The organism is Bartonella sp. CB10SXKL (genome assembly GCF_042195515.1).
Taxonomy (GTDB): Bacteria; Pseudomonadota; Alphaproteobacteria; order Rhizobiales; family Rhizobiaceae; genus Bartonella.
In genome coordinates, this window is the sequence record NZ_JBHION010000020.1 from 1 (window position 1) to 18,211 (window position 18,211).

The window sequence follows — 18,211 nt, forward strand, 5'->3', positions numbered from 1 at the left end:
CATAGGTTGCACAAAAGAATGGTCCTCTGGAACAATTGGTACAGAAGGACGTGCAGGTTCAACAGGGGCAGAAGGAGTGGGGACAAAATCTGGAGATGAAGGAGATACCGGAACAGAAGACGGTGATAGAAACTCTATGAAATGATTATTAGATGGAATTTTCTAGGAAAAAAACTGCAGTTTAGAAGGCTGCTAGTAGGCAACCTTGCTCTTTAGAGAGGGAAATCAAAAAATTTTATTTAGGAAAATAGTGTTGAATTCCATTCTTCTGATCGTAGGAATAAATCGTTGTTTTAATGATGATATCAGCTATTTTTTGCCGAATTTTTAAGAAAAATGCTTTTGTGGAAGTATGTAGCCTATATAGATGTTGATAGGGAGTGGGGTTTTCGGTCTTAGGGGTGATGTTTTTATTCTTGTATGGGGGTAGCAATGTTAAAAGGTCAAAAAACATGTCTAAGGTATTTTCTTGTCTAAAGGGGGGGGGAGGAAAGGAAAAGAGAAGATTTAATGATTACGAAGATTTTAGGAGACTTTTGGGGGGGCTAGGGAGATAGGATTTCTGAGAGCTCTAGAGATGCAAGGGGATAAGATTTCTGGAGGATTGTGTGGGCATTCTTTATCGGCGATGATTGCGCTTTTGGGTGCTTAATTTAATCAGTGATCTTGATTATACCACATTCACCATTTTCGCTACCGAAGGAGAGGTTTTGCCCTGCTTGATCCCAGTTAAGTGCTGAGATAGCGCTTTTCCCATAACCTTTTAGAAGGACTTCTTTTCCATCATGAAAATGTGCCGCTAAAATCATTCCATCATTGAAGCCTATTGCTACAATTTCTTTGTTTGGGTGGCATGAAACGGTGCTAACAAGCGCATTTGCTCGTGTGCCTAGTTCTAGAGGTGTTTTTCCCATGGGGCCGTCTTTTGTATGAAAGGGCCAAACAATTGCGGCAGAGGCACCTGATGTTGCTAGCCATTTTCCTTTTGCGCTCCAAGACCAGCTTTTGACTTTGCTTGGGTAGCCACTCATCCGTAAATGTTGATTATCAGTGAGACGCCAACCGTGTAAGGCGTTTTCTTGCATCGTGGAAATGACATAGCGGTTGTCTGGTGAAAAGGTGACGCCACAATGAGCTCCTTTCCATACCAATGTGGTGGGAGATACTTGCGTTGATAACCAATGAAGAGTGACTCCATTGTAATGGGCAACGGCAAGTCGTAAACCCTTTGGGGCAAAAGCGAGGCCTTCTACACTACGTTCATGTGTGAGCTCTTGTTGTTCTTTTCCAACATGCGCAAATGCGAGACGTGAGGAGGAAAAAGCAAAAGCTTTTTGTGGACCAAAAGCAACGTTGTTTATCCATTTGCGTTCTTTTTGGCTTAACACTTCCGTGTGATCTGCTGCGGTTGTTTGACAGACTTTTCCATCTTCTCCACCGGTGATGATCGCGGTATTGTCATGGGAAAAATGGCTTGAAATTATTCCTTGGTGAACTTCAACGATTTGTGGGGCTGGATTAAAAAAAACAATGAAACCTTCTACGGAAACAAAGGCTGGTTTATTGCCTATAAAACCGCAGGAAAGGCAGTAACTTTTGAGATCATAATGGGTAATGTTTGGCATTATCACTCACTTATGCGCAATTTTCAAAACCAGTTTTTAATTTTTCAGCATCAAGAGAGCGTCCTATAAAAACAAGGCGACTTTCTCGTTTTTCATCTTCACGCCATGGGCGTTGATGTTGTCCCTCAAGAAGCATATGTATTCCTTGAATGACGTAACGATCATCGTCTCCTTGAAAGGCGATAATGCCTTTAAGGCGCAATATATCAGGTCCTTGTTGCTGTGTAACCTGCTGGATCCAAGGGAAAAACTTTTCTGGTTGCAGAACACCTGTTTTTAAACTTACAGAAGTGATGGTAATATCATGAATGGGGGATGCGTGATGATGGTCATGATCATGATTACAATCGGGACCACATACATGATCTGCGTGATGATGGTCAAGAAAATGGGGATCATTATCTAAAGTGCGTTGGAGATCAAAGAAGCCACGATCGAGGAGTTTATCAACAGGGATGTTAACGCGCTCTGTTGTGTAAATTATGGCTCTGGGATTAATGGCGAGAATAAGGGATTCAGCATGGCTGCGTTCTTGTTGGGTGACAAGATCAATCTTATTTAAAAGAATAATATCCGCGAAGGCAATTTGATCTTCAGCTTCACGACTTGTTTTCAGTTGAGAGGGAAAATGCTTTGCATCAACGACCGCTATGACACTGTCGAGAGCTGTTTTTTCATGGATAGTATCATCCATGAAAAAGGTCTGTGCTACAGGAACGGGATCAGCAAGCCCTGTCGTTTCTATAATGATCGCATCAAATCGATGAGAACGTTGCATCAGACTTTCCAGAATGCGAATGAGATCACCACGTACGGTGCAGCAAACACAGCCATTATTCATTTCATAAATTTCTTCGTCTGATTCAATGATCAGGTCATTATCAATACCAATTTCACCAAATTCATTGACAATGACGGCATAACGTTTGCCATGATTTTCACTGAGAATGCGGTTGAGAAGGGTGGTTTTTCCAGCACCAAGATAGCCTGTGAGAACCGTAACGGGAAGTTTTTTTGGGTGTGTCGTTTCCATGGAGAGACCTTTTATTGTTCTTTATTGCCATGTGTTTATGTTAAATCGATTGATATCATCAAGTAAATCACGAAGCTGAGACAGAACATGAGAAAAGATTGCTTCACCGGCTTGTGGTGTTGCTTTGCTTGCGTTTCCTGCCGCACCTTGCGTGTTCAGATCTCGCATTGTCCAACCAAAGGCATGAGGACCATAAGCACGTAAATATCGATAATTGGCAATCATATCCGCTTGTTTATTATGAAAATTTTTTGCCTTTTCCATATGGACTTTTTCTGGTGCTAAATAGAGCATGAGAGAGGTTTCGATAAAGCCTCCATGGATATCAAGATGTTGTTGAGACGGCTCTATGAGACCTTGTGGTAAACCAAAACGGCTCCAGCTTGTTGCTACAGCGAGCATGGAAAGGCGTCTTCGTAATTCGGTGATAACGATGCTCATTAAAGGTGAATTGCCTCCGTGAGCATTGAGAAGAAGAAGACGGTTGATCCCTTTGTGATAACAGTTTTCACCAATCTTTATCCATCGCTTAATCGCATCGGAAAAGGTAAGAGTTTGTGTACCTGTAACATCCATATGTTCTATAGAATAGCCAATCTTTTCAACCGGTAAAAGTGCGATATGAAACTGCTCTTTTGTTTGTAAAGTGAGGGCTTTTGCAAAAGCTTCAGCAATAATCCAGTCGGTTTCGAAAGGAAGGTGCTCTCCGTGATATTCGTGTGCGCCCAAAGGTAAAAGAGCGAGAAAAGGCCTGTTAGATACCATAAATTATTGCCTAAAAGAGAAGTTAACATAGACAAAGTGATCGAAGGTGCTGTCACTATTTAATCTATCTATAAGAGAAACGCAAATAGGCGTCTTTTTACATCACATATGGATGCATAAAAATGAGAGCTTTGTTAAAAATAGAGAAGCTTTTATTGAGCAATGCCAACGCAACTTTTCTGTAATATTAGGCAATCTTTCTCAAGATAGTTGTCTTTTGTAAGTATTTATGATGTATATTCTCATTTTTAATAAGTAAATATTCATACATATTAAATAATTCACAATAAATAATGAAAAAATTATTTTTCATTATTTATTAAAAATGTAATTTTTCTGTAAATTACATATTCTTTTTTATTATAGAGCGAGGATAATCAAAGTATTTCTATTATTGCAATAGTACAGACTTTTGTTGCAATCAGGAACTCTATTCAATTATCTGTATATTACAAAAGAATAGAAATATTTGTTGATTGATTTTACTTTGGATAGTGTCTTAACAGATTTTAGTGTTCATGAGAAAAAATAAATATAAAGGGAAGAATTCACGTAAGATGAATTTGTAATCTCATAGAGCAGTTTATAAGATGATTCAGTAAGAAACACCGTTGGATACATAATAAACAGAACGCCATTGTGTTGCACATTGACGCTTTTGTTTTAAAGAAACATTTCTCAAGGTATCCAAGCCTATTTTGCAACGGCGCCCGTGAATAGTATAACGGTAAAGCCTTATAATATAAAATCTATTGTGTTCCACCATATTTACACTTTTAAAGTAAAAATGGGTATCATCATTCACTTTGCTAGTTTTCAATACTGTGTTAACAGCGCTTGTTAGTTAAAATACCTCATAAGTGATATTTTCCTTTCTTCAAGTGTGTTTACACACACACACCGATCTCGTTTGTGATTTGCAAGTGAAGAAATTTGATTGATTCAATATAAACAGAGTTAAAATTAAGAGAGTTTTATAATCGTCAGCTTTCTCATTCAACATGCAAAACAATAAATTATTATTATAGATTAATATTTTGCGATTAAAGTGATCGGTTGATGAATTTATCATTCAATATCAGTTTTCATGGCGTTATTTTTTCAATGTGCTTACTTAAGTTGGTATTTTAAAAATGCAATTTTTTAGTAAGTTTCTCTATTCCTTTTCTTTCAAGAATTTGATTAATTCTTTATTATTATTATTTATTTTGCACAAATTGAAGACAGTTATGTGAATATTGCTAAAAATTTCGTTCAAAGAGAATTATTTGTTACTAATATAGAGTAAATATAATTACTTAAAATATAAATATGGTTGTGATCTACAATATTGACGAAAAATATGGAATAACTTTTATGAAAATTAAGAAAGAAAGTTTTTTCAGTATTTTGGGGATCATCTCATTTTTCATGACTCTCTTTTTATCTGGTTTTAGGTAGTTTGTTGGTGTTCTAGTATTGCTTATAATTTTTTTGTAAATCTGATAGATTTACTTATTTCATGCGTTTGTTTTATTAGGTTTGAAAGTCAATATTTTGTGTTCTTTATGCTGTATGGGATAAAGGGGGCTGAATTACCTTTTTTAAGATGCTAGCAGTATTTTTTTCTTTTTATATATCAGTAAAAGTTGAGAATCATTTTATTAACGTCTCTTCCATTTGAAAATAGAGATCTTAATTGCTTTTTATAATTTATACCTGTTTTATAGAAAAAGAGTACACTATTTTAAGGTTTATTTATTAGGATAAACTTGTTTTAGATCAAGGTTTTTATTCGATACCAATTTTATGTTTCAATATTACTGATGAGTTATATAATAAAAGATTCACTAACAATATTCTATTTTTGTTTTTATTTAAATAATATATAAGTATTATCATTATATTGACAGTTTTAAATGATATAGTTCTTTAAAACTTCATTTTAAATTATTTATAAAATCTCTATTATTTAACTTTTTAAATGAATTTGTTTTTTAATATTTATTATAATGAGAAATTTTATAAATTATTATTACTTTGAAGAATAGAAATAAAAAATGACAAAATATTACTGTTAGTATCTTAAGTTATTATAATGTAAAATGAATAAATCGTTTTTATCATTTATTGTTTTTTGTGTATTTACATGTAATACATAATGTGTTATATTGTAATAACAAAATTACATATAATATTTTATTATGTCTGATTATATAAATGATTAAATATAAGTTTTGTTTTTTATATATGTGAAGATTACTTCATTTTTTCAGTGAAGAAAAAGAGGAGCAAAGAAAGCTATGTTTAAAATATTTAAAAATCGTGTATGTTCATTCACTTTTACACTATTTATTCTTTTTTTTGTACAAACTATAGCGGGAAATGCAAGTTTTTTAAAAAATCAATTTCAAGAGAGAATGGCAATTACTATTTCTACATTAGAAAAAAATGTAGCTATTAAAACTGTGAATAGAGCAGTTATTCAAGGCGTTGAGGAACAAGATGGTATTGCTTTGGGGAAAGCTGAAAAAGCTGCTGCCTTTTCAGGTTCAGCTTTTTGGGGGGGGTAGGTATTTTATCACTTCTTGCTTCTTTATGTATTGGGGATGTATTAGGTGCTGTTTTATCTCTTTGGGGAATATTCGTTACACTTTAATAGAAAGATCATCGATAAAGTCGATGACTTTTTTGTTCATTTCATTATGTTGAAAAAAATACATACTTGAAATCATTTATACTGTATTTTATAATAAAATTACTATTCTTAATAATAAATGTAGCTTTTATTAACATTATTAAAGTTCAATGTTTTACATTTATATTTTTTTTACAAAGTAGTGTAACCTGATTTTTTATAGTCTATGGTTATTATCCTAGTAATAAGGCTAGTATACTCACTCTCTTTAACAGCCTTTTAATATTGTCTACCTTCTCTCATATGAAGATTATTCATCAAAGGTATATTTTATCCTTTTTAAATTTTTTTATCTTTCATAAGGGGATAAAATAAAAAATATCCCTGTATTCATGGCTCTCATGCAATAAGAAAAATGAGAAATTATTATTTATCATTTCAAATTTGTTTGATGTTAAATCCATCAAAAGTATTTTTTACGTATAACAAGTTGTGTTCGTGTATGGACAAAATTGTTAAAGAAAAAAGAGTAAAAATTCTTCTCATTAATCATCTCAAGTGCTATGCGCTGTTGTAATATTGGCAAATAAAATGATGATGCCAGTTTGTAGCTTTATAGAGCAAAGATAGTGATACACAATGAACCTTATGCCATCTCATGGGGTGGTTTATACTGTCGCATTTACGGGACATATTGTGAGAGCGAAGTGGGGATGTGCGTCGTTGGAAAATGCTTTTATTAAAACAGAAGCCTGAATTTTTGATACAAGTGTATTCTGGGTTGTTCTGTTGCGTAAGGGAAGGATACTGTTAAGTAAAGTAATTTAGGAGTGTTTATAGCTTAGCGGAAGAAGGGCAATGAAGTAAAAGGTCTTGTTTAGCACGAAGACGTGCAATCCATTGATCTTCACGAATAGCAGTATTATGTACTGTAATGAGTTCGTTTTTTTTAATTGCGGCTGTTACTGTTGCTTTTTCCAAAAGACCACAAGGAATGGCGTGGTGAGCGCGTGCTTCTGCAATGTTCATTATCCAAGCACGATAAGTATAAAGACCGATAAAGTCTAGCTGATCACCTGGATGTAAATCTTTTTTAGCAACCGCACAGACTTCTACTACGGGATGGCTAAGAGGAACCATATCTTTTTTGCCATAAAGCATAATACGTGCGCAGGTGAGGGGAACTTCCATTGCTGTTAAATGATAGGGGCGATGAAAGGTGAAGTAAGGCCCCTGACCAATTTTTAAATCTTCCATACGTTCGCGTAAACGCGGGTGTGCTATTTCGGCAATGACAAAGACACCAGGTGAAACACCTGGACCTATTGAATAATCTACAACACCATATTGCTGTAAAATGCCCCCATCTTGTTTTGGAATAAGCACTTTGTTTAAATCTTGTAGCGCTGCTCGTGGTCCATGCATTCCTGGGCAATCGGGGAGAAGTCCGGTGGCATTGGCAATGGCTGCCATTTCAACCATCGTTTTGGAACCATCAATAAATTCGACCAACATGCGCACATTCATATTACGCCGGTATGCTTCTTCTTCGTAAGCGTCAGGTGTAGCATCAAAGCGCAGAGGATTATTTTTTCCTTTACCCGCTGCAACAATCTTATGTCCAAGGGCTGAAACAAATTCTATGAGTTCCATACAAGCAGTTGGTTCATCGCCGGCACCAAGTGTATAAATGAGCCCTCGTTTTTCTGCTTCATGTTTGAGATAAGCGCCAATTGTAACATCTGCTTCAACATTCATCATGACAAGATGTTTGTTATTCTCAAGCGCTTTAATACCAATTTCTGCTCCTGCTTCGGGATAGCCTGTTGCATCAACGATAATATCAATTTGTTCATGACGTAAAACAAGGTTAATATCATCTGTTGCTGCAATCAAACCTTTTTCAATGCTTTGCGTGAGAGCATAAGTATTTTCAACTTCACAGACATGTCCACCCTCGCCATAGGCTAGTGTAGCGGCATCAAAAATACGTGACGGCGTTCTAGTGGCTACAGCTGCGACTGTTATACCATCCATATGTGCAATACTTGATAATAAATCTGTGCCCATTTCACCACAACCAATCAGTCCAATACGGATGGGGGGATGCTTTTCTGCACGTTGTGTTAAATCATGCGCTAAACCTGTTAGGTTCACATTGCTTGCCATTCTTTTTTCCCATTTGAAAACTATTCTGCTAAAGAACTTTTCTCATTCATAAAGTGCATTTGTTTTTAAGACAATTAATCTTTTATTCTTGATGCTCTAATCAATGGATTTTATAAAAGCAAGAGGGGTGGTTGCTTTTATCAAATAAAATAGGAATAGCGTTATGCAGCAAAAAATAGCAGTACAAGATGTCACCAGTTTTATTGGGAAAGAAATGGGATTATCGGAGTGGCGTCTTGTTACACAGGATATGATTAATCAGTTTGCATGTGCTACAGATGATCATCAATGGATACACGTTGATGAGGAAAAGGCTAAAAAGACACCTTTTGGCGGCACGATTGCTCATGGTTTTTTAACATTATCGCTTTTGTCTACGCTCGCTTATGAGGCGCTTCCAGAGTTAGAAGGGAGCACAATGGGGATTAATTATGGTTTCGATAAAGTACGCTTCATGAGTCCTGTGAAAACAGGGGTACGGATACGTGCGCGTTTTGTGTTAGACGACGCAGAAATTCGCCCTTCTGGTCGAGTGGTTTTCCATTATGGGGTTACGGTGGAAATTGAAAAGTTAAAAAAACCAGCTCTTACAGCTCAATGGCTTATTGTTGCTATTTTGGAAGAAAAACCTTCCAATATCTAGATTATTTGAGTGCTTTATTTTATAAAATTTTTATACAATTCTATTAGAAGTTTCTTCAATGATAATATTGAGAATAATCTATAGGATGATAGATATAGTGGAGCTATCATAGCGTTGATGGCCATAGCAGGTTGCTATTTTCCTAGATCGTTTTGAAGAGGAGTTTCTTAATGTAGATAGTGCATTGCTTCACGCTTTTGTTTATAGCGTTCTTTAATGGGATCATACCCATCACGTAAAACAGAACGCTTCAAATGGAATATACTTGCGTTGCCAATTCACGGGCTTATTTTAAAGAAACATCTCTCAACGCTTGTTACATCCATTTCGCAATGGCGCCTGTGAATGGTATAATGATAAAGCCATTGAGCACCCCTATCTTTATGCTTTGTAAAGAAGAAAGCCGACACCATCATATTATATGCTAACCGCCAATGTTAAGACAGGTCTTGGCGCTTGAGATAATTCATAAGAGGCATGCCTTCCTTCCTTTCTTATATAGTTTTTACTCACCCAGCTCTTCCCGCTTGTAACGTGCAAGCGAGAGGTTTTGGTTGATTCTATATAAGTTCAATATGTTCTCTAAGGTTGGGAAAGGTCGTGACCAATGTCTTAATTTGACATGATAATTTATCATTTTTATGTTAAGAGAGAGTCTCACATACTGTGAGATCTCTTATTTTATCCCCTTTTATATTCAATCAATTAAAACTATTTTCTTTCATTTTACAAACGGATGGGGAGAGATAAAAACTGTTTAAGAAAAAAGTTCCTAATCTCTTATGAGCGTTTTCGATAGGCAAGGGGGAAGCACTTTGGAAGTGGCAAAGAGGATGATGGTATTGGCATGTGAAATTCTAAGTCTTTTAATGTTTTGTTTTATCAAGTTTTTGTACGATTTTATCAGAAGTCCATTGGGTTATAATATTGAGCATGATCAAAAGGATGATGACGATGGTCATGATGAAGGTATTATAGCGTTGATAGCCATAGCGGATTGCCATATCCCCTAAACCGCCTCCACCAAGATATCCAGCAAGTGAGGTGGCTCCTATGAGAGAAATGACCATGACTGTAAAACCTGTAATCAGGCTAGGGAGAGCTTCAGGAATAAGAACATGTCTGATAATTTGAAGACGGCTTGCCCCCATAGAGCGGATCGCTTCAATAAGACCGTTTTCAACGGTTTTAAAAGAGAGTTCCGCCATGCGTGCATAAAAAGGGATAGCTGAAATGGTCAGTATAAAAATTACAGCAGGCATTCCTATCCCTCTTCCTACAACGATACGCGTAACGGGAAGAAGATAAAATGCAAGAATAATAAAGGGAATGGCACGAATACTGTCAATGATCATGCTTAAAGGGCGATTGATGAGAGATGAGGAAAAAATCCCCCCGCGTGCTGTTGTGTGAAGAAGAAGACCAAGGGGAAGCCCTATAATAAATGCCATAAAAGAAGCACTAAGTGTCATCAATATTGTATCAATAACAGCTTGGGGAAGTTCATGAGACAGAACATTAAACATAGCCTAAGACCTCACAATATCGTCCTTTTTTCGTTAACCATTGAACAGCTTTTTCTAAAGCTTCTTTATCTTCTCCAGGAAGAGCCAAGAAGAGTCTCCCGATGGTTTCATCTTGAACTGTATCAATGCCACCATGCAAAATACGTGCTTTTAAACCACTCTCATTTTCTAGAAGATGAAGAAAAGGCTGCTGGGCAATTTCACCGGCAATATTAATTTCAATGACAGCTTCTCGCCCGATTGGTTTGAGATTTTTCGCAAATTTTTCAGGAAGTTGCGGGGTGACAAGCTTGAGCATGGCTATGGTTGTATCGTCTTGCGGTGATGTAAAGATGTCTTTCACACGTCCTTCTTCTACAATGTTCCCCTGATTAAGAACAACAACGCGATGCGCTATGGTGCGCACAACTTCCATTTCATGGGTGATGAGCACAATCGTGAGATTGAGGTGTTTATTAATATCAGCAAGGAGCTCTAGAATAGATTGTGTTGTTTCAGGGTCAAGAGCAGAGGTAGCTTCATCTGATAACAATATTTTAGGATTAGCAGCGAGCGCACGAGCAATGCCAACGCGTTGTTTTTGCCCCCCTGACAATTGTGCCGGATAGCAATATTCTTTCCCAGATAACCCAACCAATTCAATCAGTTCAAGGGCACGTTTGTGGCGTTGTTTTTTACTTACACCACTTAATTTAAGCGGCAATGCAATGTTATCAAGAATATTTTGCGATGAGAGAAGATTGAAATGTTGAAAAATCATCCCAATTCGTTGACGGTAAGGCGCCCATTCTATCTCTGATAGATTGGAAATATCAACACCTTCAAAAAAAATGGACCCTGCATCAATCTTCTCTAACCCATTTAAACAGCGGATAAGTGTTGATTTTCCTGCTCCACTGCGCCCAATAATGCCAAGGATTTCACCAGCATGGATATTTAAAGAGAGATTATTAATTACCGGAATACCAGCCGTTTTGTTAAAACAACGGCTGATGTTTTTTAAGGAGATAAGAGTAGGTTTTTCCATTCACAATTACTCGGACATTTGGCACAATTACTCGGATACTTGGCACAATTACCAAGATGTTTGGGCGGTTTTGCCAAAAATCTCTTTGATTTTTGCACGGATAAGATCGTTATTGTAAGCGGCAACTAATTTTTTAACCCATGGCTCATCTTTTTCGCTCGTGCGTACAACGATGATATTATCATAAGGATTATTTTTTGCGCTCTCCCATGCGACTACATCTTTTTCGAAGTTTAATCCGGAAACAATAGCCCAGTTTGTGTTTATAATTGCAAGATCAAAATCGTCAATAGCTCGCCCTAACATACCGGCATCGAGCTCACGAATTTGCAGGTTTTTAGGATTTTCGATAATATCAAGCGGAGATGCAAGAATATTATGAGGATCTTTTAATTTAATGAGACCTAAAGAATTGAGAAGAAGTAAGGCTCTTCCACCATTAGATGGGTCGTTCGGAATACCAACATGTGCACCATCACGAAGATCTTTTAAGTCTTTTATTTTGTGTGAATAAACACCGATTGGAGCAATAAATGTATAGCCGACAATTGAAAGTTTATAGCCACGTTGTTTCATTTGTTCATTAAGATAAGGGGCGTGCTGAAAAGCATTCGCATCGATCTCTCCTGCGTTAACAGCGTCATTAGGCAAAGCGTAATCAGAAAAATAAACGAGTTCAATATCTAAACCGTCTTTTTTAGCCTGTTCGGCAGCAGTTTTCCAAATAATCGCATCCCGCCCTTCCATAATACCAAGTTTGATTTTTGATTTGTCTGTAGCCATGACAAAGACCGTAGATAAAAAAAGAGCAAAGAGAGAGAGGAATAATCCTATAATCCGACTACGAGAAAAAAATTTTAATGTCATGTACTTTTAACTTTCTTTTCCAGGAGATTTTTTGAGGGAAGTGTCAATATGCTCTGTATTTTTTTAGGGAGATTTAAAGTTATACAAGCTTTAGAGAATATTCAATCACTTTTATTTTTTAAAGAGTATTATTTTTCCTTCTATTTTAGTTGTTTTGAGGGCTGATCATCATTCATTCTCAGAAATGCTCTGAAATTCGGGCAATCAATTCTTCTATTGCAATCATTTGTTGAGGGAACCAATGACACTTAAAAAACTTCTTTAAGGGACGATTGGTTGAAGAACCGGACAATCAGATGATGCTTTAGCCGTAAATTCATGAAGAACATACTGCACAATCAAGATCAAAAGGCCGTGTTCGTGTAGGCGATAAAGAGAGATTTTGTTGCAATGTTGTGGGGTCTTTGGGGGGATAAAGGTTGCTGATCATTGGATTTAAACGCGGCAAATTTTTGTAAAGGCGAAATTTTGCCCTTCACATGTTTTAGAGAGGAAGAAAAATAATGTTAAGAAAGAAATTTTTATCAACAACAATGATTTTATGGGCTTTGGGAGCGTCAGAGGTGGCTGTGACTGCTTTTCACGCAGAAGCTGGAACCATTACAGGAACAGTTGCTCGTGTTGCATCAGGTCAGGTATCTTTACGCACAGGTCCTGCGACAGCTTATAAAGTTATCGCAATGGTTCCAATGGGAGCAAAAGTGCAAATTTATGGCTGCCTATCCAATAAAACTTGGTGTTCTCTTGGTTATCACGGAAAAGTTGGTTGGGCATCTGCACGTTACGTCAATGTTAACAATGTTCCTACCATTGCTTTTAAAAGGATGCCTGTAAAATCAAAAGCCATGGTAAAATCGCCAAAAGAAAAAGTAAAACAGGCTGTTTCCGACTTTAAAGCTCTTCCGGCGATTCAAAAAACACGGAAAAATATGCAAAAACTATACAGAACAGATGTGATTATCGATTCTACAGGTGTTAAAAAAAGGGATGAACGAACAATTTTAAATCCGTCGCAAAAAGCACAAGGCGTTTCTGTAAAGCACGTGAGTGCTTATAATCCCTCCTTTCCTAATAATGTCAATTACAAAAATTTTGAACGTAATGAAACGCGTTACCGTGTCGTGACCTATCCTGCTCGATAAGGGTAAAGTTAATTTCACAACCGGAATGACAAATAGGATCAGCAGCATAAAGCAAAAAATGCTTATGCTGCTGATCCTATTGTACCGTAAAATGGTATTAAGGCGGCAATGCTTAACTTAAGGTGGTGAGGCATTCAAGGATATTCAGAGTAAAATTTGTCAATACCTCGAATTACGGTTCTTTAGGATGGTGATATGAATCCTCAGCTGGAAAAGATTATACTGAAGAGAAGCCGGACTTTTGACAGACCGGTTAGGGCTCTTCATCTTTTCGGACAGGGCATTAATTTGCGGACTTAGGCTTTATCAAATTACGAGAAATGAGCAATTCAGCAATTTGAACGGCATTCAATGCTGCTCCTTTTCTTAAATTATCGGCGACAACCCAGAAAGCTAAACCATTTTCAACGGTGATATCTTCACGAACACGACTAATAAAGGTATCATCTTCTCCGGTACCTTCATAAGGTGTGGTATAACCACCATCTTCGTGTTTATCGATAAGCTGACAGCCTGGTGCATCGCGGAGGAGCACTTGTGCTTCAGATGCGCTTAGTGGTTTTTCAAATTCAACATGGACGGCTTCGGCATGACCGATAAAGACAGGGACCCGAACAGCAGTGGCCGTTAATTTAATTTTCGGATCGAGAATTTTCTTCGTCTCAACCGTCATTTTCCATTCTTCTTTTGTATAACCATCTTCCATGAAAACATCGATATGAGGAATGACATTAAAGGCAATACGTTTAGTGAATTTTTTTGATGTAATTGGGTCTGCAACAAAAACTGCACGTGATTGTTCGAAAAGTTCGTCCATTCCTTCTTTACCAGCTCCAGAAACCGATTGATATGTAGAGACAACAACACGTTTAATGATTGCAGCATCATGGAGAGGTTTTAAAGCTAAGACCAGTTGAATTGTTGAACAATTAGGATTTGCTATAATATTACGCTTAGAAAAGGCATTTATAGCTTCGCCATTGACTTCAGGGACTATTAACGGAACATTGGCATCATAGCGCCACGTGGAGGAATTATCGATGACGACACAGCCGGCAGCAGCGATTTTAGGGGCGTATTCTTTGGAAATGCTTCCTCCCGCAGACATAAGACAAAAGTCTGTGTCAGAAAAATCGTAAGTATCCAGTGCTTTTACTTTTAAAGTTTTATCTCCATAAGAAACTTCTTGTCCTAATGAGCGTCGTGATGCTAGAGGGACAATTTCATGCGCAGGAAAACCACGTTCTTCTAAAATTGTAAGCATTTCACGACCAACATTTCCGGTCGCGCCGACAATTGCAACTTTAAAACTCATTTTCTATATACTCCTCATGTCTCTCCACATTTATTCCCCGTGCTATACTCAGGAGAGAGTGAGTTGGTCAAGGAACATCATTAAATTATATTTTTGATTTTCAACAACTCAATTTTGTGCACAGCAATCATCATCGTTAGCACAATAAATTGTTTTATTTCAAATGATACGTCTTTTTTAATCTTTCAGAATTGAAAAAATTGAATATTTTACGCTAAGCTATTATCTCTTTAGAAAACACTTTAATTAAGTGAATTCCTTATCTTCTGTCAATTGTTTACCTTCACACTTTTGAATTTTTTAAGGAGGTATGCGTGCTTCATGCCCTCATACCTTAAATGATAGAATTTATGGCACAACAGAATAAACTTAAGTATCCATATATAGATAAATTCTTATGAAAGTTATACATATATTTTTTTCGTGTCTATTTTTTACTTTATATTTCTTATTTTTACTTTAATCCTATTTTGCTATAAATATCAATCTTTGTAGTATGGTGGTATAAGATCTTTAATCTTTCTCGATATATTTAAGTGTTTTTTTAGTGTGTGGGAATATTCTTAGGCTTGTTTGGAGAGCCTTTTGTTTAAGTGAGTCATATGAGTGGAAAGCCGTTGAACACTCCCATATTTACGTTTAATAAAAGAGCAAGTTAGCACCATCATACATTTTTTTAGCACCCAATGTCGTTACAGCTCTTGGTATGTGAGACGATTCAATAAGAGGTATGCCTTTTTGTACATTTTTACTCACACGCCAACTTTGCTTGTGTTGTGCAAACAAGAGATTTTGATTGATTCAATATAGAACACGTTTGAAATGAAAGAATTTTACGATATTCGAAACACTTATTCAATATCAATAACGTTAGATTATGATTATAAATCAACGTGCTATTTCTAAGTTAAACTCGTTAGAATTCGGATTATTTACAAATCAGATTAGATTAAGAATTTTCATTCTCATGAGGTGTGGGGAGACAGTCACAATTCTTGTCAAGATTATTAAGGACGTTGATTGTCCTTTCAGTGAATTTATGAAAATAAGGGGTTATTTTTTCATCAGAAATCAACTGCAAAATTGCTCTTTGTTTTTTGCGGGTCAGTATTCTGAAATTTTTTAAAAGTAAATATTCTGCTTTGCTTGCTATTCTGACATCACAATGATAGGGGCTCTCTTCTTTTTTTGCGCTATCAGCATAAAAGAAGGAAACGGGAACATCTAATATATGAGCAATTTCCTGTAAACGTCTTGCACTTACGCGATTTAAGCCTTTTTCATACTTTTGGATTTGTTGGAATGTTACGCCTAAATGACTTCCTAATTGTTTTTGAGAAAAACCCATGACGTTTCTTCTGAAGCGAATTTTTTGGCCTAAAGAAATATCGTCAAAATGTAGATTTTTGGCTTTCACTTGATGTCCCCACCGGTTGCGAGCGCCCTCGCATTAGTATTCCGGGGTCTGGCAACACATTGATTTATAATAATAAATCATCCTTTTTCAACTTGAATCATAACTCCGAATATAGTAAGATTTTCTCATCACAAACCCTCTCAGATTGAATCAATTAATATCACTTGCTTGCACGTCAAAAGCGGGGCTGGTGTGTGGGTAAAAATGAGGAAAGAAAGGAGTAAAAATGCCTCTTATGAATCGTCTTAATGCAAGGGCTGTCGCAACATTGGGGGCTGGCAAATATAATGATGGTGCCGGCTTGCTTCTCCATAAGCGTAAAGATGGTGGTGCTCAATGGCTTTATCGTTATACCATTCATGGTCGGCGCCGCGAAATGGGCTTGGGTGCGTTGCGAAATGTTTCTTTAAAAAAAGCCCGTGAATTAGCAAATCAATGGCGTTCTGTTTTGCATGAGGGGCGTGATCCCATTAAAGAACGTGAGAAACAAAAGCGTGAGGCAATAAGTAATCTCCATTATTTAAAAGACATTGCCTTAGATGCTTTTGAAAGTCGTAAAGCTGAATTAAAAGGAGATGGCAAGGCTGGGAATTGGTTTCTACCTTTACAACTTTATATTCTCCCCAAATTAGGCTGTATTCCTATTTCAGAAATTACACAAACAGAGATACGCAATGTTCTTGCTCCCATCTGGCATGCAAAAGCTGCAACCGCAGAGAAAGCAATAAATCGTCTTAATATTTGTCTCAAACATGCTGCTGCTTTGGGGCTGGATGTTGATTTACAAGCAACGATAAAAGCACGGGCTCTCTTAGGGAAACAACGCCATAAAGCACAAAATTTACCAGCAATGGACTGGAAAGATGTTCCTGCCTTTTATCAGTCACTCTGCAAAACAACAACAATGACACAACTGGCTTTGCGTTTTCTTATTCTTACAGGCGTTCGTACACGTCCTTTGCGCTATATGCATGAAGATCAGATTGATGGGGATATATGGACCATTCCTGCTGAAAGTATGAAAGGACGACGCGATGCTACAGAAGAATTCCGCGTTCCTTTATCATCAGAAGCACTAAAAGTGATTAAACAAGCACGCCTTTTATCTCGTAATGGGTTTCTTTTTTCTGCAACCGGTCGTGGTCCCCTTGCACAGAACAGCATGTTACAATACATGAAAAAAACAGGACTTGAAGCCTGTCCGCATGGTTTTCGCTCTAGTTTACGTGATTGGCTCGCAGAAACAACCAATGCCCCTTATGAGGTCGCTGAAACCATTCTAAGTCATACAGTAGGAGGTAAAGTAGAGCGTGCCTATCGTCGGACTGACTATTTAGAACAGCGTCGTATTTTTATGGATAGATGGGCTTCTTATGTTACTGATCAAAACAATAAAAGTTGTGGATAGCTCTATGTCTCCATTTTCCTTATTTTATCCATAACGGATAATACAATCACAAATTATTGCTTCTCTTGATAAAAAATCACAAGATATTGTTTTTTTGCTGGAAAAGTTTGCTACGAATTGCTATTTATATATAGTTAATAAACAGTGATTCTATCATTTAATATAAAGGGGATTCCATGATTCCAAACGGACCACTCCTCACAGTACGTGAGAGTGCAAAACTACTTAATATAAGCGTTTCAACACTTTGGCGGCGGGTCGCTGATGGCTCGGTACCAAAGCCTTTAAAGATTGGTTCCTTAGCGCGCTGGTTACAATCTGACCTTTGCGATGTAATCGAAAAGGCAAAAAACCAACGTGGCAACGACGCCGCCTAAAGAAAACTTCGCCTTATAGGACAGACAAAGTATTTCGACTTTCGCAAATCCCGAAATAACAGAATCTGTCCTGTAATGCAAGTAGCAGGAAGGGATTTTATGCATTTTACAAATGCTACAACAAGCAATGCTTATGCATTGCATACAACAGCTCAAAAAATTACTTGTGCATTACGTGGAGTTTGGCATGGGCGTTATGGAATAGCCCGTTGCCCTGCTCATGATGATAGGCTGCCTAGCTTATCCCTTGCCAATGGACATGATGGGCGTCTTTTACTCT

The 18,211-nt window shown here is 37.0% G+C and carries 14 protein-coding genes and 1 pseudogene; 6 read left to right on the plus strand and 9 right to left on the minus strand.

Translation table 11 applies throughout. The annotated features are described in order from the left end of the window. Positions 1-653 precede the first annotated feature (653 nt). Genes ACFIK3_RS08465 through ACFIK3_RS08475 form a run of 3 tightly spaced genes read right to left on the minus strand, consistent with a single transcriptional unit; the run spans position 654 to position 3,423 of the window. On the minus strand, positions 654-1,625 hold the full coding sequence (locus ACFIK3_RS08465) for a WD40 repeat domain-containing protein (RefSeq protein ID WP_375676541.1): 972 nt from the start codon (positions 1,623-1,625) through the stop codon (positions 654-656). 10 nt (positions 1,626-1,635) lie between these two features. Continuing rightward, on the minus strand, positions 1,636-2,658 hold the full coding sequence (locus tag ACFIK3_RS08470) for a CobW family GTP-binding protein (protein WP_375676542.1): 1,023 nt from the start codon (positions 2,656-2,658) through the stop codon (positions 1,636-1,638). 21 nt (positions 2,659-2,679) lie between these two features. Next, on the minus strand, positions 2,680-3,423 hold the full coding sequence (locus ACFIK3_RS08475) for a creatininase family protein (protein ID WP_375637763.1): 744 nt from the start codon (positions 3,421-3,423) through the stop codon (positions 2,680-2,682). A gap of 2,282 nt (positions 3,424-5,705) precedes the next feature. Between ACFIK3_RS08475 and ACFIK3_RS08480 the strand changes: the two genes are divergently transcribed. Continuing rightward, positions 5,706-5,975, plus strand: coding sequence for a hypothetical protein (locus ACFIK3_RS08480; protein ID WP_375631492.1), 270 nt, complete (start codon positions 5,706-5,708; stop codon positions 5,973-5,975). 899 nt (positions 5,976-6,874) lie between these two features. On the opposite strand, the gene ACFIK3_RS08485 is transcribed toward ACFIK3_RS08480, so the two are convergent. Then, complete coding sequence (locus ACFIK3_RS08485; protein WP_273791473.1) at positions 6,875-8,209, minus strand: NAD(P)H-dependent oxidoreductase; 1,335 nt, start codon at positions 8,207-8,209, stop codon at positions 6,875-6,877. Positions 8,210-8,372: 163 nt separating this feature from the next. Here ACFIK3_RS08485 and ACFIK3_RS08490 point away from each other — a divergent pair, with 163 nt between their 5' ends. Then, positions 8,373-8,852, plus strand: a complete 480-nt coding sequence (locus ACFIK3_RS08490; protein ID WP_273791472.1) for a MaoC family dehydratase — start codon at positions 8,373-8,375, stop codon at positions 8,850-8,852. 866 nt (positions 8,853-9,718) lie between these two features. Here ACFIK3_RS08490 and ACFIK3_RS08495 read toward each other — a convergent pair. From ACFIK3_RS08495 to ACFIK3_RS08505, 3 genes are read right to left on the minus strand one after another with little or no spacing between them, the layout of a single operon-like run. Further along, positions 9,719-10,378: a methionine ABC transporter permease gene (locus ACFIK3_RS08495; protein ID WP_015856780.1), complete on the minus strand. Its 660-nt coding sequence runs from the start codon at positions 10,376-10,378 to the stop codon at positions 9,719-9,721. Next, complete coding sequence (locus ACFIK3_RS08500; protein ID WP_273791471.1) at positions 10,371-11,405, minus strand: methionine ABC transporter ATP-binding protein; 1,035 nt, start codon at positions 11,403-11,405, stop codon at positions 10,371-10,373. The genes ACFIK3_RS08495 and ACFIK3_RS08500 overlap by 8 nt, the downstream gene beginning before the upstream one ends. 48 nt (positions 11,406-11,453) lie before the next feature. Beyond that, positions 11,454-12,272 carry a MetQ/NlpA family ABC transporter substrate-binding protein gene (locus ACFIK3_RS08505; RefSeq protein ID WP_273791470.1) on the minus strand — a complete coding sequence of 273 codons (819 nt, stop codon included), beginning with the start codon at positions 12,270-12,272 and terminating at the stop codon, positions 11,454-11,456. 503 nt (positions 12,273-12,775) lie between these two features. On the opposite strand from ACFIK3_RS08505, the gene ACFIK3_RS08510 reads away from it, so the two are divergent. Next, positions 12,776-13,414 (plus strand): SH3 domain-containing protein, encoded by a 639-nt coding sequence (locus ACFIK3_RS08510; protein WP_273791469.1) that lies wholly within the window; start codon positions 12,776-12,778, stop codon positions 13,412-13,414. A gap of 283 nt (positions 13,415-13,697) precedes the next feature. Here the strand turns inward: ACFIK3_RS08510 and ACFIK3_RS08515 are convergent, their stop codons facing one another. Beyond that, positions 13,698-14,729 carry an aspartate-semialdehyde dehydrogenase gene (locus ACFIK3_RS08515; RefSeq protein WP_375676543.1) on the minus strand — a complete coding sequence of 344 codons (1,032 nt, stop codon included), beginning with the start codon at positions 14,727-14,729 and terminating at the stop codon, positions 13,698-13,700. A 949-nt stretch (positions 14,730-15,678) separates the two neighbouring features. After that, positions 15,679-16,146, minus strand: coding sequence for a helix-turn-helix domain-containing protein (locus tag ACFIK3_RS08520; protein WP_375676544.1), 468 nt, complete (start codon positions 16,144-16,146; stop codon positions 15,679-15,681). Between the two features lie 226 nt (positions 16,147-16,372). Here ACFIK3_RS08520 and ACFIK3_RS08525 point away from each other — a divergent pair, with 226 nt between their 5' ends. The 3 genes and pseudogenes from ACFIK3_RS08525 to ACFIK3_RS08535 form a co-directional block, all read left to right on the plus strand. Next, positions 16,373-17,554 (plus strand): tyrosine-type recombinase/integrase, encoded by a 1,182-nt coding sequence (locus ACFIK3_RS08525; protein ID WP_375660187.1) that lies wholly within the window; start codon positions 16,373-16,375, stop codon positions 17,552-17,554. Positions 17,555-17,730: 176 nt separating this feature from the next. After that, on the plus strand, positions 17,731-17,931 hold the full coding sequence (locus tag ACFIK3_RS08530) for an AlpA family transcriptional regulator (RefSeq protein WP_015856773.1): 201 nt from the start codon (positions 17,731-17,733) through the stop codon (positions 17,929-17,931). Positions 17,932-18,030: 99 nt separating this feature from the next. Further along, positions 18,031-18,211, plus strand: a pseudogene (locus ACFIK3_RS08535) (virulence-associated protein E); the annotation flags it as partial.